Origin of the sequence: Streptomyces sp. NRRL S-31 (assembly GCF_000718775.1) — a bacterium.
GTDB lineage: Bacteria > Actinomycetota > Actinomycetes > Streptomycetales > Streptomycetaceae > Streptomyces.
In genome coordinates this window covers 1-23,850 of sequence record NZ_JOCB01000100.1, presented here as the reverse complement: position 1 = coordinate 23,850, position 23,850 = coordinate 1, and the positions used below count along the sequence as shown (strand labels likewise).

At 74.0% G+C, this 23,850-nt stretch carries 18 protein-coding genes, 1 tRNA gene and 1 pseudogene; 15 read left to right on the top strand and 5 right to left on the bottom strand.

Annotation, left to right across the window (positions count from 1 at the left end; genetic code table 11):
• The first annotated feature begins 3 nt into the window (after positions 1–3).
• Positions 4–285, top strand: coding sequence for an HU family DNA-binding protein (locus IF37_RS0131150; protein ID WP_023550134.1), 282 nt, complete (start codon positions 4–6; stop codon positions 283–285).
• A 175-nt stretch (positions 286–460) separates the two neighbouring features.
• On the opposite strand, the gene murA is transcribed toward IF37_RS0131150, so the two are convergent.
• Positions 461–1,801: a UDP-N-acetylglucosamine 1-carboxyvinyltransferase gene (murA, locus tag IF37_RS0131145; protein WP_030750147.1), complete on the bottom strand. Its 1,341-nt coding sequence runs from the start codon at positions 1,799–1,801 to the stop codon at positions 461–463.
• 275 nt (positions 1,802–2,076) lie between these two features.
• Here murA and IF37_RS0131140 point away from each other — a divergent pair, with 275 nt between their 5' ends.
• The 7 genes and pseudogenes from IF37_RS0131140 to IF37_RS0131105 all read left to right on the top strand — a co-directional run bounded on the left by IF37_RS0131140 (position 2,077) and on the right by IF37_RS0131105 (position 11,900).
• Positions 2,077–2,649: a YqgE/AlgH family protein gene (locus tag IF37_RS0131140; RefSeq protein ID WP_030750144.1), complete on the top strand. Its 573-nt coding sequence runs from the start codon at positions 2,077–2,079 to the stop codon at positions 2,647–2,649.
• A 29-nt stretch (positions 2,650–2,678) separates the two neighbouring features.
• Positions 2,679–2,960: a DUF3039 domain-containing protein gene (locus tag IF37_RS0131135; protein ID WP_030750141.1), complete on the top strand. Its 282-nt coding sequence runs from the start codon at positions 2,679–2,681 to the stop codon at positions 2,958–2,960.
• A 211-nt stretch (positions 2,961–3,171) separates the two neighbouring features.
• The gene (locus IF37_RS0131130; RefSeq protein ID WP_030750139.1) at positions 3,172–4,809 is read left to right on the top strand and encodes a beta-N-acetylhexosaminidase; all 1,638 of its coding nucleotides are present in this window, start codon (positions 3,172–3,174) and stop codon (positions 4,807–4,809) included.
• A gap of 274 nt (positions 4,810–5,083) precedes the next feature.
• Positions 5,084–5,977, top strand: coding sequence for a xanthine dehydrogenase family protein subunit M (locus tag IF37_RS0131125; RefSeq protein WP_030750131.1), 894 nt, complete (start codon positions 5,084–5,086; stop codon positions 5,975–5,977).
• Between the two features lie 48 nt (positions 5,978–6,025).
• A pseudogene (locus tag IF37_RS43915) lies at positions 6,026–8,269 on the top strand (2Fe-2S iron-sulfur cluster-binding protein); the annotation flags it as partial.
• Complete coding sequence (locus IF37_RS0131110; RefSeq protein ID WP_030750110.1) at positions 8,266–10,575, top strand: xanthine dehydrogenase family protein molybdopterin-binding subunit; 2,310 nt, start codon at positions 8,266–8,268, stop codon at positions 10,573–10,575. The pseudogene IF37_RS43915 and the gene IF37_RS0131110, both read left to right, overlap by 4 nt.
• A 182-nt stretch (positions 10,576–10,757) precedes the next feature.
• A complete protein-coding gene (locus IF37_RS0131105) occupies positions 10,758–11,900 on the top strand; it encodes an SUKH-4 family immunity protein (RefSeq protein WP_030750106.1) in 1,143 nt (380 codons plus the stop codon).
• Between the two features lie 67 nt (positions 11,901–11,967).
• Here the strand turns inward: IF37_RS0131105 and IF37_RS0131100 are convergent.
• Positions 11,968–12,042, bottom strand: a tRNA-Cys gene (locus IF37_RS0131100).
• 176 nt (positions 12,043–12,218) lie between these two features.
• Here IF37_RS0131100 and IF37_RS0131095 point away from each other — a divergent pair.
• The 4 genes from IF37_RS0131095 (at position 12,219) to IF37_RS0131075 (ending at position 17,586) form a co-directional block, all read left to right on the top strand.
• A complete protein-coding gene (locus tag IF37_RS0131095) occupies positions 12,219–13,649 on the top strand; it encodes an MFS transporter (protein ID WP_030750103.1) in 1,431 nt (476 codons plus the stop codon).
• A gap of 309 nt (positions 13,650–13,958) precedes the next feature.
• Positions 13,959–15,758 carry a DEAD/DEAH box helicase gene (locus IF37_RS0131085; RefSeq protein ID WP_030750101.1) on the top strand — a complete coding sequence of 600 codons (1,800 nt, stop codon included), beginning with the start codon at positions 13,959–13,961 and terminating at the stop codon, positions 15,756–15,758.
• A 292-nt stretch (positions 15,759–16,050) separates the two neighbouring features.
• Positions 16,051–16,692 (top strand): IclR family transcriptional regulator, encoded by a 642-nt coding sequence (locus IF37_RS0131080; RefSeq protein WP_030750099.1) that lies wholly within the window; start codon positions 16,051–16,053, stop codon positions 16,690–16,692.
• Between the two features lie 102 nt (positions 16,693–16,794).
• Positions 16,795–17,586 carry a S16 family serine protease gene (locus IF37_RS0131075; protein ID WP_030750096.1) on the top strand — a complete coding sequence of 264 codons (792 nt, stop codon included), beginning with the start codon at positions 16,795–16,797 and terminating at the stop codon, positions 17,584–17,586.
• Positions 17,587–17,591: 5 nt separating this feature from the next.
• Here the strand turns inward: IF37_RS0131075 and IF37_RS0131070 are convergent, their stop codons facing one another.
• On the bottom strand, positions 17,592–18,062 hold the full coding sequence (locus IF37_RS0131070; RefSeq protein ID WP_030750093.1) for an Lrp/AsnC family transcriptional regulator: 471 nt from the start codon (positions 18,060–18,062) through the stop codon (positions 17,592–17,594).
• A gap of 122 nt (positions 18,063–18,184) precedes the next feature.
• On the opposite strand from IF37_RS0131070, the gene hppD reads away from it, so the two are divergent.
• Positions 18,185–19,333 carry a 4-hydroxyphenylpyruvate dioxygenase gene (gene hppD / locus IF37_RS0131065; protein ID WP_030750091.1) on the top strand — a complete coding sequence of 383 codons (1,149 nt, stop codon included), beginning with the start codon at positions 18,185–18,187 and terminating at the stop codon, positions 19,331–19,333.
• Between the two features lie 9 nt (positions 19,334–19,342).
• Here the strand turns inward: hppD and IF37_RS0131060 are convergent, their stop codons facing one another.
• Positions 19,343–20,809 (bottom strand): tetratricopeptide repeat protein, encoded by a 1,467-nt coding sequence (locus tag IF37_RS0131060; RefSeq protein WP_030750088.1) that lies wholly within the window; start codon positions 20,807–20,809, stop codon positions 19,343–19,345.
• A gap of 92 nt (positions 20,810–20,901) precedes the next feature.
• Here IF37_RS0131060 and IF37_RS0131055 point away from each other — a divergent pair, with 92 nt between their 5' ends.
• A complete protein-coding gene (locus IF37_RS0131055) occupies positions 20,902–22,308 on the top strand; it encodes an FAD-binding oxidoreductase (RefSeq protein ID WP_030750085.1) in 1,407 nt (468 codons plus the stop codon).
• Between the two features lie 115 nt (positions 22,309–22,423).
• Here IF37_RS0131055 and IF37_RS0131050 read toward each other — a convergent pair whose 3' ends face one another.
• Positions 22,424–22,837 (bottom strand): SsgA family sporulation/cell division regulator, encoded by a 414-nt coding sequence (locus tag IF37_RS0131050; RefSeq protein ID WP_030750082.1) that lies wholly within the window; start codon positions 22,835–22,837, stop codon positions 22,424–22,426.
• A gap of 233 nt (positions 22,838–23,070) precedes the next feature.
• On the opposite strand from IF37_RS0131050, the gene IF37_RS46085 reads away from it, so the two are divergent.
• Positions 23,071–23,850: DUF2510 domain-containing protein (locus IF37_RS46085; RefSeq protein WP_030750079.1), on the top strand; the 780-nt coding region annotated here is incomplete at its 3' end.

The window sequence follows — 23,850 nt, the reverse complement described above, 5'->3', positions numbered from 1 at the left end:
AACATGAACCGCAGTGAGCTGGTGGCCGCGCTGGCCGACCGTGCCGAGGTGACCCGCAAGGACGCCGACGCCGTGCTGGCCGCGTTCGCCGAGACCGTCGGCGAGATCGTCGCCAAGGGCGACGAGAAGGTCACCATCCCTGGCTTCCTGACCTTCGAGCGCACCCACCGTGCCGCTCGCACCGCGCGCAACCCGCAGACCGGCGAGCCCATCAACATCCCGGCCGGCTACAGCGTGAAGGTCACCGCGGGCAGCAAGCTCAAGGAAGCCGCCAAGGGCAAGTAAGCGCTCCGCTTCGAGCGCCGGCCCACCTGAGCGTCGTGGGCGACTGCGGGTCCGATGTGGCCGGTCACGCAGTTCCCGCGCCTCCTGGGGGCGTGCCTCAGCCGAAGACGCCGAAAAGGGCGGCCCCCTTCCGAGGGGGGCCGCCCTTTTCGGCGTGCGCGGGAGCGCGCGGAGGCTAGCCGAGGGCCTTGCCCGGCAGCTCGACCTTCGCGCCCAGTTCCACGAGCTTCTCCATGAAGTTCTCGTAGCCGCGGTTGATCAGCTCGATGCCGTGCACCCGGGACGTGCCCTCGGCGGCCAGGGCCGCGATGAGGTACGAGAAGCCGCCGCGCAGGTCGGGGATGACCAGGTCGGCGCCCTGGAGCTTGGTGGGTCCGGAGACGACCGCGGAGTGCAGGAAGTTGCGCTGGCCGAAACGGCAGTCCGAGCCGCCCAGGCACTCGCGGTAGAGCTGGATGTGCGCGCCCATCTGGTTCAGCGCGGAGGTGAAGCCGAGCCGGGACTCGTACACCGTCTCGTGGATGATGGACAGGCCCGTGGCCTGGGTCAGGGCCACCACCAGCGGCTGCTGCCAGTCCGTCTGGAAGCCGGGGTGCACGTCCGTCTCCAGGGCGATGGACTTCAGCTGCCCGCCGGGGTGCCAGAAGCGGATGCCCTCGTCGTCGATCTCGAAGGCGCCGCCCACCTTGCGGTAGGTGTTCAGGAAGGTCATCATCGACCGCTGCTGGGCGCCGCGGACGTAGATGTTGCCGTTGGTCGCCAGCGCGGCGGACGCCCAGGAGGCGGCCTCCAGGCGGTCCGACAGGGCGCGGTGGGTGTAGCCGCCGAGCTTGTCCACACCGGTGATGCGGATCGTGCGGTCGGTGTCCATCGCGATGATCGCGCCCATCTTCTGCAACACGCAGATGAGGTCCTCGATCTCCGGCTCGACGGCCGCGTTGGACAGCTCGGTCACGCCCTCGGCCAGCACGGCCGTCAGCAGCACCTGCTCGGTGGCGCCGACGGACGGGTACGGCAGCCGGATCTTCGTGCCGCGCAGGCCCTTGGGCGCCTCCAGGTACTGCCCGTCCGCCCGCTTCTCGATGGACGCGCCGAACTGCCGCAGCACGTCGAAGTGGAAGTCGATGGGCCGGCCGCCGATGTCGCAGCCGCCCAGGCCGGGGATGAACGCGTGGCCGAGACGGTGCAGCAGCGGTCCGCAGAAGAGGATCGGGATACGGCTGGAACCCGCGTGGGCATCGATGTCGGCCACGTTGGCGCTCTCGACGTGCGTCGGGTCCAGCACCAGTTCGCCGGGCTCCTCGCCCGGACGGACCGTCACCCCGTGCAGCTGGAGCAGGCCGCGGACGACCCGCACGTCACGGATGTCCGGAACATTGCGCAGTCGGCTCGGCGCGCTGCCCAGCAGGGCGGCGACCATGGCCTTCGGTACGAGGTTCTTCGCACCGCGGACACGGATCTCGCCCTCCAGCGGGGTTCCGCCGTGGACAAGCAGGACATCGTCGTTGACGGTCATGAATCTCGCGTTCCGATGAGTTGGTCAGGGACGGCCGATCATTGTGCGCAGGGGCCGGGAAGACAGGGTAATCGCCTCTTACCCCCCACCCGTAAGCCCACGGCCCGGCCAGCCACGTCATGGGTGTGTCACAACACGAACCGTTCCCTGTCCGGCACATGGGGTCACCGGCGTCCCGGGCGTGCGCCGGGGGCGTGTCCGCGCCCGGGCGGGCTTCACCCCCGTGCCCCCGATTGGGTCCCCACTCCGGGGGAAGATGCGGGATCATGTCTGGCATGACCGAGGTGTCCTCGCTCACAGGGCGGCTGCTCGTGGCCACTCCCGCCCTGGCGGACCCGAACTTCGACCGCGCGGTGGTGCTCCTCCTCGACCACGACGAGGAGGGATCCCTCGGTGTCGTCCTGAACCGTCCCACCCCGGTGGTCGTCGGGGACATCCTGGAGGGGTGGGCCGACCTCGCCGGCGAGCCCGGTGTGGTCTTCCAGGGCGGTCCGGTGTCGCTGGACTCGGCGCTGGGCGTGGCGGTCATCCCGGGCGGCGCCGACGGCGACCGCACCCCGCTCGGCTGGCGGCGGGTGTACGGCGCGATCGGCCTGGTCGACCTGGAGGCGCCGCCGGAGCTGCTGGCGGCGGCCGTGGGCAGCCTGCGGATCTTCGCCGGTTACGCCGGCTGGGGCCCCGGCCAACTGGAGGACGAGCTGGTCGAAGGCGCCTGGTACGTGGTCGAGTCCGAGCCGGGTGACGTGTCCTCGCCGGCCCCGGAGAGACTCTGGCGCGAGGTGCTGCGCCGTCAGCGCGGGGAGCTGGCGATGGTGGCCACGTATCCGGACGACCCTTCGCTCAACTGATGCCTGTGCGCTTCAGTACCCTGGCTGTTATGAGCACTCTTGAGCCCGAGCGCGGGACTGGTACGGGGACCCTCGTAGAGCCGACGCCACAGGTGTCCCACGGCGACGGTGACCACGAGCGCTTCGCCCATTACGTCCAGAAGGACAAGATCATGGCGAGCGCCCTCGACGGCACCCCCGTCGTGGCGCTGTGCGGCAAGGTCTGGGTGCCCGGCCGCGACCCGAAGAAGTACCCGGTGTGCCCCATGTGCAAGGAGATCTACGAGTCCATGGCCGGCGGCGGCGAGGACAAGGGCGGCGACAAGAAGTAGGTCCCCGGCTCGGCCGGTGCTGTCTCCGAGGTCCCCGGGGCGCGTGTCGTACGCGTCCCGGGGACCTTCGTGTTCTCCGGCCGCCGACTGGTCCAGACCTCTTGTGGGGGTCCGGCGCAGTACCTAGCCTTCGAGGTGCTGTGCACGCGTTGTGCACAGGGCAATGCGTGTTGCACAGGACGCAATGCGCCATGGGTGAGGGGCTGATGACGTGGAACTGATTCCGGCGCCGTGTGCCGTCGAGGAGCCGACCGGACCGGGCGTACCGCTCGGCCGGGACGCCACGCTGTGGGCCGGCCCGGGCACCGACCGCGCCGAACGCTGGCTGCGCGGCACGCTCGGCGCGGCCCTGGGCCTGTCGCTGCGCCCCGGGCCGCGGGACGCCCCCGACGGCGTGCGGCTGCTCCTGGACGACTCCCTGGCGCCGGAGGCGTACCGGCTGCGGGCCGCCGCCGGGGCGGGCGTGGAGATCCGCGGCGGCGGGCCCGCGGGGGTCTTCTGGGGGGCGCAGACCCTGCGCCAGCTGCTCGGCCCCGACGCCTTCCGGCGGGCTCCCGTACGGCCCGGCACCGCCCTCGCCGTGCCCGGCGGGGTCGTCGAGGACGCCCCGCGGTTCCGCTGGCGCGGCCTCCTCCTGGACGTCGCACGGCACTTCATGCCCAAGGAGGGCGTGCTGCGCTACCTGGACCTGATGGCCGCGCACAAACTCAACGTGCTGCACCTGCACCTGACGGACGACCAGGGCTGGCGGATCGAGATCAAACGCTTCCCGAAGTTGACCGAAATCGCATCCTGGCGCCCGCGCACGAAATTCGGCTACCGCGCCTCGCCGCTGTGGGACGAGAAACCGCACGGCGGTTACTACACCCAGGACGACATCCGGGAGATCGTCGCCTACGCCGCCGAGCGGCACATCGCCGTCGTCCCCGAGATCGACGTACCCGGTCACTCGCAGGCCGCCATCGCCGCGTACCCGGAACTCGGCAACACCGACGTCGTGGACACCACCGCCCTCTCCGTCTGGGACACCTGGGGCATCTCCGCCAACGTACTGGCCCCGACCGACACCACGCTGCGCTTCTACGAAGGAGTGTTCGAGGAGATTCTGGAGATGTTCCCGGCGGACGCCGCCGGCTTCTCGGAGTTCGTCCACATCGGCGGCGACGAGTGCCGCAAGGAGCAGTGGACCGAGTCCGTCACCGCCAAGACCCGTATCGCGGACCTCGGCCTCACCGACGAGAACGCGCTCCAGTCCTGGTTCATCGGCCACTTCGACGCCTGGCTCGCCGCGCGCGGGCGCCGCCTCATCGGCTGGGACGAGATCCTGGAGGGCGGGCTCGCGCCGGGCGCGGCCGTCTCCTCCTGGCGCGGTTACGCGGGCGGGGTCGCCGCCGCGCGGGCCGGCCACGACGTGGTCATGTGCCCCGAGCAGTACGTGTACCTGGACCACCGGCAGGCCCCGGGCGAGGACGAGCCCGTACCGATCGGCTTCGTGCGCACCCTGGAGGACGTCTACCGGTTCGAGCCGGTGCCGGCCGGGCTCACCGGCGAGGAGGCCCGGCGGGTGCTGGGCACCCAGGCCAACGTGTGGACCGAGGTGATGGAGGACTCCGCGCGCGTCGACTACCAGGCGTTCCCCCGCCTCGCCGCCTTCGCCGAGGTCGCCTGGAGCGCGCTGCCCGCCCCCGCCGACCGGGACTACGCGGACTTCGAACGCCGGATGACGGCCCACTACCGGCGACTTGACGCCCTCGGCGTCGCCTACCGGCCACCCACCGGACCCCGCCCCTGGCAGCGCCGCCCCGGTGTGCTCGGCCGCCCGATCGAGGGACCGCCGCCGAACCGGTGACGGCGCGGGCGGCGGTGCCCCGGCGTGCTCGGCCGCTGACGGACAGGCAACGGAGAAACCCCTTCAGGATCACCGAAGAGTGGCAATCCGCCTGCACCGGTGATGCCGTGTCAAACCAGACCATCTCCCTGGTGAAGTGGGCGAAAGCCTCCTAGCGGACCCCCGCGTTCGGCCGTTGCGAAGATGTGCCAGAGTTGCGTCGTCCGCCCTGTCAGCACGTACCGTACGGCAACACAGGCGGGACCAGGTGGGGCAGCGGGAAGGGGCAGCCGGTTTGACCACGCACGCACCGCGGACGGCGCAGGCCGTCACGTTGCCCACGACGCTGGACGAGGCCGTGGCGGCCCTCGCCGCCACGCCGACCGCCGTCCCCGTCGCGGGCGGCACCGACCTCATGGCCGCCGTCAACTCCGGTCAGCTCAGGCCCGCCGCGCTGGTGGGCCTCGGCCGGATCAGCGAGATCCGCGGCTGGCAGTACCAGGACGGCCACGCGCTGCTCGGCGCGGGCCTCACGCACGCACGCATGGGCCGCCCCGACTTCGCGGCCCTGATCCCGGCGCTGGCCGCCGCCGCGCGCGCCGCGGGCCCGCCGCACATCCGCAACGCGGGCACCCTGGGCGGCAACATCGCCTCGGCCGCCCCCACCGGGGACGCGCTGCCGGTGCTGGCCGCCCTGGAGGCGACCCTGATCATCGCGGGCCGGGACGGAGCCCGCCGGGAGATCCCGGTGTCGCACCTGCTGGCCGGCGTGGACATGCTGCGCGGCGGCGAACTCATCGGCTACGTGCGCGTACCGCTGCTGCACGCCCCGCAGGTCTTCCTGAAGGCCACCGGCCGCACCGGCCCGGGACGCGCGCTGGCCTCCGTGGCCCTCGTCCTCGACCCCGCCCGGCGCGGCGTGCGCTGCGCCGTCGGGGCCATAGCGCCGATGCCGCTGCGGCCCCTGGAGGCGGAGCAGTGGATCGCCGGACTCATCGACTGGGACAACGACCGCGCCCTCGTCCCGGAGGCGCTGCACGCCTTCGGCGAGTACGTCGCAGCGGCCTGCATCCCCGATCCGGGGCCCGAACCCGACGGTTCGGTCCCCACGCTTCCACCCGCCGTACTGCACCTGCGGCGCACCGTCGCCGCGCTGGCCCGACGAGCACTGGGGAGGGCGCTGTCGTGACCGACGACCAGCACGGAGAGGGCACGCCCCAGGGCGGCGGACGCTGGAATCCGCTGCCCCAGGGCGACTACGACGACGGCGCCACCGCCTTCGTCGAGCTCCCCGAGGGCGGCATCGACGCCCTGCTGTCCGGTGACAGCCCGCTGGCCGCGCCCGGACACGGCTACGTGCCGCCGCCGATCACGGCCACGCACCCCGACGGCGCCCAGGGCGGCTGGCCCGCGCCCGAGGGCGGCGCCCAGTGGCCCGACCCGAACGCCGCGCAGGGCGTGCCGCAGGCCGCGGACGACCGGTTCACGTACCAGCCGGCCGCCACCCAGCAGTGGACCTACGACGAGCCCCCGGCCCCGGCCGCCCCGGGACACGACGTCACCGGGCAGTGGTCCATCCCCGTCGCCGGCGGCGACCTCCCGGACGAGTCGGGCGAGTACACCACGTCCTCGCTGGTCGAGCAGTGGGGCGGCACACCGCCGGCCACGCTGCCCGGCGGCGCCCCGGCCCCCTGGGCGACGGACGGCGCGGGCCATGTGTGGGACCGGCCGGCCGCGCCCGACCACACCGGCGCGCACCCGGCGGGCGGCGCCCCGGAGAACGGCTACGGCACCGGATACGCCGGGGACGTCCGGACGGAGACCGGCTACCCGGGCGACGGACACGCCGAGGGCGGTCACCAGGGGGCCGGGTACGACGGTGGTCACGAGGGTGCCGGGTACGGCGACGGTGGTCGTGAGGGCGCCGGGTACGCGGAGCACGGGTACGCCGACGCCGGTCACGTCGAGGCGGGTCACGCGGACGCCGGGGGTGCCGAGGACGGTTACGCGGACGCCGGGCACGCCGAGAACGCTCACGCCGACGCCGGGCACGTGGACGCCGGTCCCGCGGACGGGAGTTACCCGGCCGCGGGGCACGCCGAGGCCGAGGAGGCGGAGGCCGAGCACGCCGAGGCCGGACACCCGGAGGCCGGGCCCGCGGACGTCGCGCACGCGGATGTCGCGCACGCTGCGGCGGGGCTCGCTCACGCCGATGACGGCGACGGTCACGGTGACCGTGACGGTGACGGTGACACGTCCGCCGAACCGGTCGGTCCGGCGCAGGAGGCCGAAGCCGGTGCCGCCGCACCGCGCCGTAGCCGGAGCTGACACGCAGAACTCTGCCGTGACCGGCGTCGACGCGCGCGACCCCGCCGTGGCCGGTGCCGACGCGCACGACCCCGCCGAAGCCGCCGCGCACGACCTCGCCGAAGCCCCCGAGCGGCCCGCTGACGTCCCCGCGGACCACGAGTGGCCCACCGACCCGGAGACCGCGTCCGAGCCCGTCACAGCGGCGGCCACGGCCGGTCCGGTCACCATCGAGGACCCCGGCGCCCCCGGCGCACCCGACACTCCGGCCGCCCCGACCGCTCCGGAGGACGCGACCGCCCCGGCCACCCCGGGCGACCCGGCGTCCGCCGACGCGCCCGGACACCCGGAGCCCGCCGACGCGCAGCCGCAGCCCGCCGCCGGCGCCGTCGTGGCGGAGGCCGCGCCCGAGGAAGGCGCGGACCCGGCCGCCGTGGTCCCGCCGCCGCACGACGACCACCCCCTCGCCTCCTACGTCCTGCGCGTCAACGGCGCCGACCGGCCGGTCACCGACGCCTGGATCGGTGAATCGCTGCTGTACGTGCTGCGCGAGCGGCTCGGCCTCGCCGGTGCCAAGGACGGCTGCTCGCAGGGCGAGTGCGGCGCCTGCAACGTGCAGGTCGACGGCCGCCTGGTGGCCTCCTGCCTGGTCCCGGCGGTCACCGCGGCCGGCAGCGAGGTGCGCACCGTCGAGGGGCTCGCCGTGGACGGACAGCCCTCCGACGTGCAGCGCGCGCTCGCCCGGTGCGGCGCCGTGCAGTGCGGCTTCTGCGTGCCCGGCATGGCGATGACCGTGCACGACCTGCTGGAGGGCAACCCGGCGCCGACCGAGCTGGAGGCCCGGCAGGCCCTGTGCGGCAACCTGTGCCGCTGCTCGGGCTACCGGGGCGTCCTGGAGGCCGTACAGGAGGTCGTCGCCGAGCGCGAGGCGTCCCACGCGGGTCCCGGGACGGACGCCGACGAGGCGCGCATCCCGCACCAGGCGGGCCCCGGCTCCGGCGGCGTCCACCCGTCGGCGTTCGAGGCGCCGGGCGCCTTCGCCGCCCCGCGAACCGCCCCCGACGGCTACGCGGACCCCCAGGGCGACGGCGGCTACGGCGCCACGCCGGACGCGTACGGCACGCCTCCGGGACCGCAGGACCAGCACTACGGCCAGGACGGAGGCCAGGCGTGAGCAACGAAGCCGGCATCGCGATCACCGCCGCGGAGCCCGCCCCCCCGGCCGAGGCGCCGCCGCACGGCCTCGGTGTCTCCCTGTCGCCCGCCGACGCCCGCGCCAAGACCGAGGGCACCTTCCCGTACGCCGCCGATCTGTGGGCCGAGGGCCTGCTGTGGGCGGCCGTACTGCGCTCCCCGCACGCGCACGCGCGCATCGTCTCCATCGACACCACCCACGCGCGCGAGATGCCCGGCGTCCGCGCCGTCATCACCCACGCGGACGTGCCCGGCACGCCCCGCCACGGCCGGGGCGTCCCCGACCGGCCGGTGTTCGCCTCCGACGTCGTACGCCACCACGGCGAGCCCATCGCCGCGGTCGCCGCCGACCACCCGGACACCGCGCGGATGGCCGCCGCCGCCGTCATCGTCGAGTACGAGGTCCTCGACCCCGTCACCGACCCGGAACACGCCTTCGAGGCGGAGCCGTTGCACCCCGACGGCAACCTGATCCGGCACATCCCGCTGCACCACGGCGACCCGGAGGCGGCCGGCGAGGTCGTCGTCGAGGGCCTGTACCGCATCGGCCGCCAGGACCCCGCCCCGATCGGCGCCGAGGCCGGGCTCGCCGTACCCCGGCCCGACGGCGGGGTGGAGCTGTACCTGGCCTCCACCGACCCGCACACCGACCGCAACACCGCCGCCGCCTGCTACGGCCTGTCACCCGACCGGGTGAAGATCGTCGTCACCGGGGTGCCCGGCGCCACCGCCGACCGCGAGGACCAGGGCTTCCAGCTCCCGCTCGGCCTGCTCGCGCTCAGGACCGGCTGCCCGGTGAAACTCACCGCCACGCGCGAGGAGTCCTTCCTCGGCCACGTCCACCGGCACCCCACCCTGCTGCGCTACCGCCACCACGCCGACGCCGAGGGCAGGCTGGTCAAGGTGGAGGCGCAGATCCTGCTGGACGCGGGCGCGTACGCCGACACCTCCGCCGAGGCGCTGGCCGCCGCCGTCTCCTTCGCCTGCGGCCCCTACGTCGTCCCGAACGCCTTCATCGAGGGCTGGGCCGTCCGCACCAACAACCCGCCCTCCGGCCATGTGCGCGGTGAGGGCGCGATGCAGGTGTGCGCCGCCTACGAGGCGCAGATGGACAAGCTGGCGAGGAAACTGGGCGTGGACCCGGCCGAGCTGCGCCTGCGCAACGTCCTGGCGACCGGTGATGTCCTGCCGATCGGCCAGACGGTGACCTGCCCCGCCCCGGTCGCCGAACTCCTCCAGGCGGTCCGGGACTTCCCGCTGCCCACCCTGCCCAAGGACGCCCCCGAGGACGAGTGGCTGCTGCCCGGCGGCCCCGAGGGAGCGGGCGAACCGGGCGCGGTGCGCCGGGGCGTCGGCTACGGCCTGGGCATGGTGCACATGCTGGGGGCCGAGGGCACCGACGAGGTGTCCACGGCCACGGTCAAGGTCCACGACGGCGTGGCCACCGTGCTGTGCGCGGCGGTGGAGACCGGACAGGGCTTCACCACGCTGGCCCGGCAGATCGTCCAGGAGACCCTCGGCATCGAAGAGGTCCACGTCGCGCCCGTCGACACCGACCAGCCCCCGGCCGGCGCCGGCTGCCGGGGCCGGCACACCTGGGTGTCGGGCGGTGCGGTGGAGCGCGCGGCGAAGATGGTCCGCGCGCAGCTGTTGCAGCCCCTGGCACACAAGTTCGGCATGTCGACCGAGCTGCTCCAGATCACGGACGGCAAGATCACGTCCTACGACGGCGTGCTCTCCACCACCGTCACCGAGGCGTTGGAGGGCAAGGAGCTGTGGGCCACGGCCCAGTGCCGCCCGCACCCCACCGAGCCGCTGAACGCCGCCGGCCAGGGCGACGCCTTCGTGAGCCTCGCGTTCTGCGCCATCCGCGCGGTGGTGGACGTCGACGTGGAGCTGGGCTCGGTCCGGGTGGTGGAGCTGGCGGTCGCCCAGGACGTCGGCCGCGTCCTCAACCCCGCCCAGCTGGCCGCCCGGATCGAGGCGGGCGTCACCCAGGGCGTGGGCATCGCCCTCACCGAGAACCTCCGCGCGCCCCGCGGCCTGGTCCGCCACCCGGACCTGACCGGCTACGCCCTGCCGACCGCACTGGACGCGCCGGACATCCGGATCGTGAAACTGGTCGAGGAGCGGGACGTGGTGGCGCCCTTCGGCGCCAAGTCGGTCAGCGCGGTCCCGGTGGTGACGGCCCCGGCGGCGGTCGCCTCCGCGGTCCGCGCCGCCACCGGCCGCCCGGTCAACCGCCTCCCGATCCGCCCGCAGGCGGCGGTGGTCACGGACCGCTGACCCCCGCCCGCCCCGGGCGTCCCCTAGGCCGGGCAACGCCACCGGCCCGTCCGGCGTCTCCCTGACCGAGGGCCGTTGTCAGTGGGGCGGCGTAGTGTGCTGAGCGGTGGGGCACCTGCCCGGGGGCCGCGTACGAGGGTGTGCGCACGCCCGCCACACACGGGGAAGACCGCGGGGGAGCGATGAGCACGACCGACGCCGAAGTTCCGGCGATCACGCTGACCGAGGCGGAGCTGGACCGCTTCGTCACGCACGCGCCGACGCGCGGCCTGCTCACGGGCGCCGGTCTGCCCGCCGAGACCGACCTGCTCACCTTCTCCCCGCTGCGCACCCACGGGCTGCGCACGCTCGCCGACGCCGCCGACGGCCCCTTCCGCCTGGCGGAGGAGCTGCGCGGTCGCCTGGTGATCGGCGAACTCCTCACCCCGGCCGGCCTGCACCGCGAGTCGATCCTGCTCGACGGCGCGACGGGCGAGATCACCACGGCCTCGCTCCTCGACCCGTCCGACCCGCGCCCCTTCGCGCCCTCGCTGACCACGCTGCTGCGCTTCGCCGCGGTCACCGAGGAACTGGCCGGCCTGCGCGGCCGGTTCGCCTCCCTGGCCGGCCGCTACGGCCCCGAGACGGTCGCCGAGGCGTCCCGCCGCCTCCTCACCCTCTTCGAGGAGGACACGAACGGCGCGGTCCCGCCGTACTGGAAGGCGGCGGCCCTGATCCGTCCCCTCGCCCTGGTCGCCGGCCCCGGTACGGCGTCGGGGCTCACCCTGGACCTGCCCGCGCGCGTCCTGGACCAGGAGTTCGGGCACGGCAGGGTGGTCCGCTTCGAGGAGGTCGACTTCCCGGCGACGCTCACCCACGAGCCCACCCGCCGCTTCCTGCGCGAGACGGGGCTGCCGGAGGAGGCGGTCCTCTTCCGCGCGGACACGGACGTCCCCCTGCCGACGCTGCGCGAGTACTTCACCGAGGAGCGCCCCGACTACCCCCTGGGGGAACTCCCGGCCCACTGCGACCACTTGATCCGCCTCGGCCGGCTGCCGGCGGACACCAGCCTGGTGGTCGACGGCAGGACGGGCGCGGTCCTGACGTTCAGCGAACCGGACGCGACCCTGCATCCCCTCAACACCGACGTCTCCACCCTGGCCGTCACGCTCTGGCTCATCCACCACGAGCGCGCGATCGACGCCCACCTGGGCCACGAGCTGGCGACCCACACCTACGACCACCTGGTCACGGCCCTGATCCACACCCTGACCACCCTGGACCCCACCGCCACCCTGCCCACCACGACCTGGCACTACTGGACGGAACACCTCCAGACACGGTGAATGTCCCGAGTGCGGTCAGCTCAAAGGCCAGGGGCGGCACCCGAGAAGGTGCCGCCCCTGGCCTGCGTGGAGGCCGTGGCGGGAATCGAACCCGCGTAACTCGCTTTGCAGGCGAGTCCCTCAACCACTCGGGCACACGGCCGTGTGCGTGAGACGAACGTACGGGGCCGCTGCGCGGGGGCTCAAGAGGGGCGGCGGGGCCGCAACGTGACTGCCATACGCCGTTCATGATGCGCCGCCGGGCGTACGACCAACGGCGGAGGAGGAGCGGGACTCCTGACAGGGGCAGGACTCGGTTGCGGGCCTTACTCTGACGGGATGAGTGCCCTCGAATCCCACGACCCCGCCGTCCTGCGTCCAGCCGCCGACCAGGAGGACGGCGTACTCGGCCGGGCGTACCGGGCGCTCAGTGTGGGGATCGTGTCCGTCGTGGTGCTGATCGCCTTCGAGGCGACCGCCGTCGGGACGGCGATGCCGGTGGCCGCGCGGGAGCTGGACGGCTTGGCGCTGTACGCGTTCGCCTTCTCCGGGTACTTCACGACCAGCCTGTTCGGCATGGTCCTCGCGGGCCAGTGGTCCGACCGCCGGGGGCCCCTGGGCGCGCTCACCGGAGGCATCGCCGCCTTCGCCGCGGGCCTGCTGGTGGCCGGCACGGCGCAGGTCATGTGGGTGTTCATCCTCGGCCGGGCGGTGCAGGGGCTCGGCGGCGGGCTGGTCATCGTGGCGCTGTACGTCGTCGTCGGGCGCGCCTACCCGGAGCGGCTGCGGCCCGCGATCATGGCGGCCTTCGCGGCGGGCTGGGTGGTGCCGTCCATCGTCGGCCCCCTCGCCTCCGGTGCCGTGACCGAGCACCTCGGCTGGCGCTGGGTGTTCCTCGGCATCCCCGTCCTCGTGGTGTTCCCGCTCGCCCTCGCCCTGCCCCGGATACGCCGGCGGGCGTCGGGCCCGGTGGACGAGGAGGCCACGGCCGGTGCCTTCGACCGGCGGCGGATCCGGCTGGCGCTCGGGATCTCCCTCGGCGCCGGACTGCTCCAGTACGCCGCCCAGGACCTGCGGCCGCTCTCCGTGCTGCCCGGGCTCGCCGGTGCCGTGCTGCTCGTGCCCGCCGTCTGCGGGCTGCTGCCCCGCGGAACCTACCGGGCCGCCCGCGGTCTGCCCTCCGTCGTGCTGCTGCGCGGACTGGCAGCGGGGTCCTTCATCGTCGCCGAGTCCTTCGTACCGCTGATGCTGGTCACCCAGCGCGGGCTGTCGCCGACCCTCGCCGGGTTCTCCCTGGCGGCCGGCGGGGTGACCTGGGCGCTGGGCTCGTTCGTGCAGTCCCGGCCGGGCGTGGCACGCCACCGGGAGCGGCTGATGACCGTCGGGATGGTGCTCGCCGCCGCCGCGATCGTGACCGCGCCGAGCGTGCTGGTGCACTCCGTGCCCGTCTGGACCGTCGCCGTGGCCTGGGGCGTCGGCTGCTTCGGGATGGGGCTGGTGATCTCCTCCACCAGCGTGCTGCTGCTGAAGCTGTCCGCCCCGGAGGAGGCCGGTGCCAACTCCGCCGCCCTCCAGATCTCCGACGCCCTCGCCAACGTCGTCCTGCTGGCGGTGACCGGCGCGGCCTTCGCGGCGCTGGGCGGCGGCAGCACCGCGACCACCACCGGCACGACCGCCGGCCACCCCGCCGCCTTCGCCGCCGTCTTCCTGCCGATGGCGGTGGTGGCCCTGGCCGGAGCCTGGGTGACCCGCCGCCTGCACGGACGGTGAGCACGGACGGTGAGCACGGACGGTGAGCACGGACGGTGAGCGGCGAGGTCCCGCCCGGCCGGACGGGACGCCGGACGGGACGCCGACAGGGACATGGCACGGCATGCACGGCGCGGCGTACGGCCTGGTCAGCGACGGGGCGTCCGGGGAGGGGGGCGAGGCGGCGGTGATCCCGGGGCGGTCGGGGCCGCTGTGACGTGGCTCCCAACCGCGGGCGTCCCGGGCTCGTTCGCGCGTCGGCCGGAGGACGGCGCCGGTAGGGTGGCCCGGTTGTCATACGTAGCCGCCCGACCCTGATCCACGGAGACCGTGACTACCACCGCCCCCTCCTCCGCGCACTCCCACCACCTCTCGCCCGCCTTCCCCGGCCGGGCCCCCTGGGGTACCGCCAGCAAGCTGCGTGCCTGGCAGCAGGGGGCGATGGAGAAGTACATCCAGGAGCAGCCGCGCGACTTCCTCGCCGTCGCCACGCCCGGCGCCGGCAAGACCACCTTCGCGCTGACGCTGGCGTCATGGCTGCTGCACCACCACGTCGTGCAGCAGGTGACCGTGGTCGCGCCCACCGAGCACCTGAAGAAGCAGTGGGCCGAGGCCGCGGGCCGGATCGGGATCAGACTCGACCCCGAGTACAGCGCGGGCCCGCTCGGCCGGGAGTACGACGGCGTCGCCGTGACGTACGCCGGTGTCGGCGTCCGGCCCATGCTGCACCGCAACCGGGTGGAGCAGCGCAAGACCCTGGTGATCCTGGACGAGATCCACCACGCCGGCGACTCCAAGTCCTGGGGCGAGGCGTGTCTGGAGGCGTTCGAGCCCGCCACCCGGCGGCTCGCGCTGACCGGCACGCCGTTCCGCTCCGACACCAACCCCATCCCCTTCGTGACGTACGAGGAGGACAACGCCGGCATCCGGCGGTCCGCCGCCGACTACACCTACGGCTACGGCTCCGCCCTCTCCGACGGCGTCGTCCGGCCGGTGATCTTCCTGTCCTACAGCGGCAACATGCGCTGGCGCACGAAGGCCGGTGACGAGGTCGCCGCCCGGCTCGGCGAGCCGATGACCAAGGACGCGGTCAGCCAGGCCTGGCGCACCGCCCTCGATCCGCGCGGCGAGTGGATGCCGAGCGTGCTGCGCGCCGCCGACCGGCGGCTCACCGAGGTCCGCAAGGCCATCCCGGACGCGGGCGCCCTCGTCATCGCCTCCGACCAGGACTCCGCACGCGCCTACGCCAAGCTCATCCGGGAGATCACGGGGACCAAGGCGACGCTGGTGCTGTCGGACGACACCGGCGCCTCGAACCGGATCGACGAGTTCAGCGCGAGCGACGACCGCTGGATGGTCGCCGTGCGGATGGTGTCCGAGGGCGTCGACGTGCCGCGGCTCGCGGTGGGCGTGTACGCCACCACCATCTCGACCCCGCTGTTCTTCGCGCAGGCCGTCGGACGCTTCGTGCGGTCCCGGCGGCGCGGCGAGACCGCGTCCGTGTTCCTGCCGACCGTGCCCGACCTGCTGACCTTCGCCAACGAGATGGAGAAGGAGCGGGACCACGCCCTGGACAAGCCGAAGAAGGAGGGCGAGGAGGACCCGTACGCCGAATCCGAGAAGGAGATGGAGGAGGCGAACAAGGAGCAGGACGAGGACACCGGCGAGCAGGACATGCTGCCCTTCGAGGCGCTGGAGTCCGACGCCGTCTTCGACCGGGTGCTCTACGACGGCGCCGAGTTCGGCATGCAGGCCCACCCCGGGAGCGAGGAGGAGCAGGACTACCTGGGGATTCCGGGGCTGCTGGAGCCCGAGCAGGTGCAGATGCTGCTCCAGAAGCGGCAGGCCCGGCAGATCGCGCACAGCAGGAAGAAGCCGGACACCGACGCCGATCTGCTGGAACTGCCGGCCGAGCGGCGGCCGGTGGTCACGCACAAGGAGCTGATGGAGCTGCGCAAGCGGCTCAACACGATGGTCGGCGCGTACGTGCACCAGAGCGGCAAGCCGCACGGTGTGATCCACACCGAGCTGCGGCGGGTGTGCGGCGGTCCGCCGAGCGCGGAGGCGACGGCGGGCCAGCTCCGGCAGCGGATCGCGAAGGTCCAGGAGTGGGCCACGCGCATGAAATGAGCGGCCGTCCCGGCACGGTGGCCGTGTGCGTATCCGGACGAATGCAGGCAGGCCGGAACGGGTCTTGCCCGGATTCTGGACGGAGACTTCCGCTCAGCGAACCCGCTTCGCTACTGTCCCGCTACGCACACGCCCCGTGGCAGCGCCGCCGCGGAGCGCAGCCGTGAAGCGACCCGGCCCGCGAGCCGCGGGGCCGTCCTGCCGATCGGCGGCCTCTGAAGCGCGTCTCCGACGGGACTCGGTGACGCATCCGCCGCTCGGGGGTCGCCCACCTCACCGCCGAAGGGGCGTCGTGACCGCGGAGACCTCTCAGACGCTCGACCGGGGACTGCGCGTCCTCAAGCTGCTCGCCGACACGGACCACGGGCTGACCGTCACCGAGTTGTCCACCAAGCTGGGCGTGAACCGGACCGTGGTGTACCGGTTGCTCGCCACGCTCGAACAGCACGCCCTGATACGCCGCGACCTGGGCGGCCGGGCCCGGGTGGGACTCGGCGTGCTGCGCCTCGGCCGGCAGGTGCACCCACTGGTACGCGAGGCCGCGCTGCCCGCGCTGCGGTCGCTGGCCGAGGACATCGGGGCGACGGCGCACCTGACGCTGGTGGACGGCGCGGAGGCGCTGGCCGTCGCCGTGGTCGAACCGACGTGGACCGACTACCACGTGGCGTACCGGCCGGGTTTCCGGCACCCCCTGGACCGGGGGGCCGCGGGCCGGGCGATCCTGGCCGCGCGGCGGACGCCGTCCGCGGACCCCGGCTACACCCTCACCCACGGGGAACTGGAGGCCGGGGCGAGCGGTGCCGCGGCACCGCTGGTCGGGGTCACGGGCATCGAGGGCAGCGTGGGCGTGGTGATGCTGGTGGACGCCGTGCCGGAGCGGGTGGGACACCGGGTGGTCGAGGCGGCCCGCGAGGTCGCGGAGGCGCTGCGCTGAACCCGTCCGGCCCGGGCGACGACCTCCCGGCGCGTGCCCGCCCGCGCCTGGACCTCCTACGCGGCCCGGGGCGCCGGCCGGCGCTCGCGTTAGATTGACCTCGTGCTCTCTCGTCTCTCACGCCCCAAGGCCCTCGCCGTCTGCGCGCTGCCCGTCGTGGCCCTGCTCGCCACGGCGGCGTTCGCGCCGCTGCCGTTCTCCCTGGCACAGCCCGGCCCGACGGCGAACGTGCTCGGCGAGAACAAGGGCACCCCGGTGATCACCGTCTCCGGCGCGGCCACCCGGAGGACGAGCGGCCAGCTGCGCATGGTCACGATCGTGGCGACCGGACCGGACGCCCGGGTCTCCGTGGGCGACGTGATCGGCGACTGGTTCCGCACCGACCGGGCGGTCATGCCGCGCGACTCGGTCTACCCCAGCGGGGGCAGCGTCAAGGAGGCCGAGGAGCACAACAGGGCGCAGATGCGGCAGTCCCAGGACGCGGCGACCCAGGCGGCGCTGAAGTACCTCGGACTCAGCGCCGACCAGGTCCGGGTCAAGCTGAAGCTGGCCGACGTCGGCGGGCCCAGCGCCGGGCTGCTGTTCACCCTGGGGATCATCGACAAGCTGGACGGCGACGGGGGCGGGGGCGACCTCACGGGGGGCCGCACCATCGCCGGCACGGGCACGATCGACGCCGACGGGAAGGTCGGCGCGGTCGGCGGGGTCGCCCTGAAGACCCAGGCCGCGCACCGGGACGGCGCCACCGTCTTCCTGGTCCCGAAGGCGGAGTGCGCCGACGCCAAGGCCGAACTGCCCAAGGGGCTGCGGCTGGTCCCGGTGACCACGCTCAAGGGCGCGGTCGACTCCCTGGTCGCCCTGGAGAAGGGCAAGGGCACGGTCCCCGCCTGCTGAGGGCCTCAGGCGTCCCGGGCCGCCTGCTCCACCAGCGGGATGACCCGCAGCGGGACGGCGTCCTCCATGACGATCGCCGTGGAGGCCCGGACGATGCCGTCGAAACCGACCACCCGGTCGATCACCCGCTGGAGATCGGCGTTCGAGCGGGCCACCAGCCGGCACAGCATGTCCCCGCTGCCGGTCGTGGTCAGCAGCTCCAGCACCTCCGGCACGGTCGCCAGGTACGCCCGCACGTCCGGACCCTGGCCCTGCCGGATCTGGAGCGTGGCGAACGCGGTGACCGGATAGCCCAGGGCCGCCGGGTCCACCTGCGGGCCGAACCCCCGGATGACCCCGTTCGACTGGAGCCGGTCCAGGCGTGCCTGCACCGTGCCCCGCGCCACCCCCAGCCGGCGGGACATCTCCAGCACACCGATGCGCGGCTCCTCGGCCAGCAGCACGATGATCCGCCCGTCCAGATGATCGATCGCCACGGGTCCCCCAGTGATGGTCATCCTGTACAGAAAGACCGCCGAAGCGGTCGCTCCGCTAAGCAGACTGCCCAGCAGATTCGCGAACTATTGCGCACCTTGCAGGGCGGGGCCACCCTTCCGCTATGACGCAGACCACACAGCACGCTCCCGACACGACCGCCCGGCAGGACGACCCCTTCCCGGTCAAGGGAATGGACGCGGTCGTGTTCGCCGTGGGCAACGCCAAGCAGGCCGCGCACTACTACTCCACCGCCTTCGGCATGCGACTGGTCGCCTACTCCGGCCCCGAGAACGGCAGCCGCGAGACCGCCAGTTACGTACTGGAGAACGGCTCCGCCCGCTTCGTCCTCACCTCGGTGATCAAGCCGAGCAGCTCCTGGGGCCACTTCCTCGCCGAGCACGTGGCCGAGCACGGCGACGGCGTCATCGACCTGGCCATCGAGGTGCCGGACGCGCGCGCCGCGTACGCCTACGCCATCGCGCAGGGCGCGCGCAGCGTCGCCGAGCCGTACGAGCTGAAGGACGAGCACGGCACGGTCGTCCTCGCCGCGATCGCCACCTACGGCCAGACCCGCCACACCCTGGTCGACCGCTCCGGCTACGACGGCCCCTACCTGCCCGGCTACACCGCCGCCGCGCCCATCGTCGAGCCGCCCGCCCAGCGCACCTTCCAGGCCATCGACCACTGCGTCGGCAACGTCGAACTCGGCCGGATGAACGAGTGGGTCGGGTTCTACAACAAGGTCATGGGCTTCACGAACATGAAGGAGTTCGTGGGCGACGACATCGCCACCGAGTACTCGGCGCTGATGTCCAAGGTGGTGGCCGACGGCACCCTGAAGGTGAAGTTCCCGCTCAACGAGCCCGCCATCGCCAAGAAGAAGTCCCAGATCGACGAGTACCTGGAGTTCTACGGCGGCCCCGGCTGCCAGCACATCGCGCTGAACACCAACGACATCGTGCAGACCGTGCGCACCATGCGCGCGGCCGGCGTGGAGTTCCTCGACACCCCCGACTCCTACTACGACACGCTGGGGGAGTGGGTCGGCGAGACCCGCGTGCCCGTCGACACCCTGCGCGAGCTGAAGATCCTCGCCGACCGCGACGAGGACGGCTACCTGCTCCAGATATTCACCAAGCCGGTCCAGGACAAGCCGACCGTCTTCTTCGAGATCATCGAGCGGCACGGTTCCATGGGCTTCGGCAAGGGCAACTTCAAGGCCCTGTTCGAGGCGATCGAGCGCGAGCAGGAGAAGCGGGGCAACCTGTAACGGCGGGCCTCACTCGCTGGGCGGCGGCTCGTCGGGGACGTCGCCCAGCTCCCGCAGCGCCTCCCGGGCCGCCGGCACCCGCAGCGGCGAGAAGTACGGGTTGATCCGCAGCGCCTCCTCCAGATGCCGGCGCGCCGGGCCGTACCGCTCCAGCTCCGCCTCGATCACCCCCACGTGGAACGCGTACAGCGCGCTGCGCACCCCGCCGCCCTTCGCCTTGTCCGTCGCCACGGCCGCGTAGGTCAGCGCCTCCTGGTCCTCACCCGTGCGGTGCAGCGCCCAGCCCAGCGCGTCCGCCACCTCGATCCCCGGCTGCCGCCGCCACTCCTCCCGCAGCCGGTCCACGGCCTCCCACGGGTCCCCGTGGTCCGCCTCGTACCGCCCGATCAGCAGCTCCTCGTCGACCCCGCCCGCCACCGACTCCCGCACCGCCGCCCGCATCCGCGCGTAACCGTCCTCGGCGAGCTGCGACCGCCCCAGCGCCTCGTACAGCTCGCCCAGCTCCAGCAGGTCCGCAGGGTCCGGCCGCTGCGCGACCACTGCCCGGTACGCGGCCAGCGCCTCCTCGGTGCGCCCCAGCGCGGCCAGCGTCCGCGCCCGCCCGGCCGCCGCCGCCCGCTGGTCGGGATCGATCCGCAGCGCCGCCTCGCAGTGCCGCAGCGCGTCCGGCAGGTCCCCGCGCTCCCAGGCCAACTGGCCGACCCCGGCCAGCCAGGCGGCCCGCTCCGCCGGGGTGCGCGCGGCGGCCGCCGCGTCGGTCAGCTGAGCCACCGCGTCCTCGCGCCAGCCCCGGTCCCGGTACACCGCGGCGGCCCGCGCCCGCACGGCCGGCCGCGCCGCCGCGTCGGTGCGCAGCCCCAGCAGCTTGTCCAGCGTCGAGCGGGCCTTCGTGTAGTCGCCGAGCCCGGTGTAGGCGTCGATCAGCGCCGGATACGCCGACCACCGCTTCGGCGCCGCCTTCAGCGCCTGCTCGCCGTACTCCTTCGCCGCCGGGAAGTCCCGGCGCGCCAGCGCCAGCGCGGTCAGCCCGTCCAGCGCCTCCGTGTTCCGCGTGCCGCGCAGCTCCAGCGAGGTCCCGAGCGCCCGCTCGGCCCGCGGATAGTCCGCCGCGTCGCCCGTCCTGCGCCCCCGCTCCGTGTACGCCGACCCGAGCACCGCCCAGGCCCGGGCGTCCCCCGGCCGCGTCCGCACCCGCTGCTCCTGCCGCCCGATCAGCGCCGTCAGCCCGGGCAGGGCCGCCGGCACCCCGTAGGTCACCGATGTCAGGGCCTGACTCCGGTTCTGGGCCCGCGGACCCGCGGCCGGCGGCGCGGCCGCCCGCTGCGGCCGTTCCCCCGGCAGCAGCGTCAGCGCCGCGCCCACGGCGACCCCGCCCGCCAGGGCGGCGACCAGCATCCGCCGCAGCACCCGCCGGGACCGGCGCGGCGCCGGCGGCTCGGGGACCGGGGACGTACCCACGCACTGTCGGTTGTCCATGGCGCTCACTGTGCGTCAATATGACGAGCACATCCGGGTGGCCCAAGGGCGGCGCGGGCGGGGTTCACACCGATGGCCGCGAGTGACACGCTGTGATCATGAGCCGCATCGAAGCACCGCGCGACACCCACACGGGCGACCTCACCGACCGGCTCCTGGCCGGCCTGCCGCCCGAGGCCGTGCTGACCGACCCCGACGTCACGGTCTCCTACGGCCGCGACATGGCGAGCTTCTGCCCGGCCGGCAGCCCCGCCGTCGTCGTCCTGCCCCGCACCGTCGAGCAGGTCCAGCACGTCATGCGCACCGCCACCGAGCTGCGCGTCCCCGTCGTCCCGCAGGGCGCCCGCACCGGTCTGTCCGGCGGCGCCAACGCCACCGACGGCTGCATCGTGCTGTCCCTCACCAAGATGGACCGCATCCTGGAGATCAGCCCGGTCGACCGGATCGCCGTGGTCGAACCCGGCGTCGTCAACGCGGTCCTGTCCCGCGCGGTCGAGGAACACGGCCTGCACTACCCGCCGGACCCCTCCAGCTGGGAGACCTGCACCATCGGCGGCAACATCGGCACCGCCTCCGGCGGCCTGTGCTGCGTCAAGTACGGCGTGACCGCCGAGTACGTCCTCGGCCTGGACGTCGTCCTCGCCGACGGCCGGCTGATGTCCACCGGCCGCCGCACCGCCAAGGGCGTCGCCGGGTACGACCTGACCCGGCTCTTCGTCGGCTCCGAGGGCTCGCTCGGCATCGTCGTCCGGGCGGTGCTGGCGCTGAAGCCCAAGCCGCCCCGGCAGCTCGTGCTGGCCGCCGAGTTCGGCTCGGCCACCGCCGCCTGCGACGCCGTCTGCCGGATCATGGCGGGCGGTCACGTGCCGTCCCTCCTCGAACTGATGGACCGTACGACCGTCAAGGCGGTCAACGACCTCGCCCACATGGGGCTGCCCGAGACCACCGAGGCGCTGTTGCTGGCGGCCTTCGACACCCCGGAGCCGGCCGCCGACCTCGCCGCCGTCGCCGCCCTGTGCGAGGCGGCCGGCGCCACCCAGGTGGTCCCCGCCGAGGACGCGGCCGAGTCCGAACTCCTGCTCCAGGCCCGGCGGCTCTCGCTGACCGCGCTGGAGGCGGTGAAGGGCACGACGATGATCGACGACGTGTGCGTGCCCCGCTCGAAGCTCGGCGCCATGCTCGACGGGGTCGAGCGGATCGCCGCGGAGCACGGCCTGACGATCGGGGTGTGCGCGCACGCCGGCGACGGCAACACCCACCCCACCGTCTGCTTCGACGCCCGCGACCCCGACGAGTCCCGCCGGGCCCGCGAGTCCTTCGACGAGATCATGGCCCTCGGTCTGGAGCTGGGCGGCACCATCACCGGGGAGCACGGGGTCGGCGTGCTGAAGAAGGAGTGGCTGGCCCGGGAGATCGGACCGGTCGGCGTGGAGATGCAGCGGGCGGTGAAGCGGGCCTTCGACCCACTGGACCTCCTCAACCCGGGCAAGCTGTTCTGAACCCGGACCCGCCGGACCGCCGCCGGACCGCCGCCGGACCCGCCCGACGCCCGGGGCCTCCGGGGCTCACGGGACTCGGGGGAGTCGAAGGGGTCTCGAAGGAGACTGCTGGGGCTCACCGGGCCAGCAGCTGGTCGAGCGCCTCGTCCAGGCCCAGCCGCCCGCCCTCCGCCCCCGGCGGCACCGTCCGCAGCGTCCGCTCCAGCCACGCCGACACCTGCGGGACCGGCGCCTGGAGCAGCGCGTCGCCGTCCGGCGAGCTGAGCGCCATCAGGACGACTGCGCGCCCGCCTGCCTTCGTCGGCCACACCCGTACGTCGCCGCCCCCGCACGGCCGGAACACCCCCTCCACCAGCAGGTCGCGGGCGAACGTCCAGGTGACGGGGTGCTCGGAGTCGATGTGGAAGGCGATGTGGACCGCGTAGGGGTCGTCGGAGCGGTAGCTGAGCCGGGCCGGCACCGGGACGCTGTGCTCCGGCGAGAGGATCAGCTCCAGCTCCAGTTCCCGCTCCACCTCGGTGTGCCGCATGACCTGTGTCTCCTCTCCGCCGGGGGCCGTCCGGACCGGCCCCGCACCAGGGAGAGGGGGCGGCGGCCGGGCCATTACGCGGGTCCCTCGGCAATTCTTCGCACCGGTCCGGGGAGCCGGTGCGGCATTGCCCGGAAAGGGGTGGGTCCGGCGGGACTGGCGGTGGGGGACCGCCGGGTCTGATAGATGTGGAGCCCCCCATACCACCCCCGAGCAGATACGGGACGACGGACATGAGCGCCCCAACCCCGGCACCCGGAGACGACAGGCCCCGTGAGGGCTACTACCCGGACCCGTCCATCCCCGGCTACGTCCGGTACTGGAACGGCGCCTCCTGGGTGCCCGGCACCAGCCGTCCGGCGCCGCGGGACGGCGAGTCGCTCAGCCCGCCGCCCGGCGCGCGGCCGGACGTCCCGTCCGTGGAGGAGACGGGCCCCCACTTCTTCGACGAGGACCCGCCGCAGCCGGACCGACCGGGCGACGCGGGCCCGATCGGGCAGGGCGGGCAGGGCGGGTCCTGGCCCGAGGCGGCCCAGGGCGGGCAGGCGGCCCAGGGGGCGCAGTGGAGCCAGCCGGTCCAGCCGGGCCAGCCGCTTCAGCCGGGCCACTCCGACCGGCCGGGGCTGCCCGGGCAGCCCGGACCGGGTGCCCGGGCAGTCGATCCGCGCGTGCCGGCGCAGGCGCCGGGTGGGTCCGACGGGCATGCCGCCGCCCGTGCCGACGGCCCCGCGACCGTCCCCCAGGCCGGGGACGGCGCCCCGGACCCCGGCACGTTCGTCTTCCGGCGCCCGATCCCCGGCCCGGCGGCGCCCCCCGCCGACGACGGCACGATGACCTTCCGCCCCGTACCGTCCGGCCCCGGCGGCCCCTCCGGCGGCGAGAGCGGTCCGGCCGGCTTCGGCGCCCAGGGACCGGCCGGCGCGCCCGCGGACTCCGGCTTCGGAGCCGGGAAGCCCGCCGCCGCCCGCGCCGCCGTCCCGCAGACCCCGCCCGCGGCCCAGGGACCCCAGTCG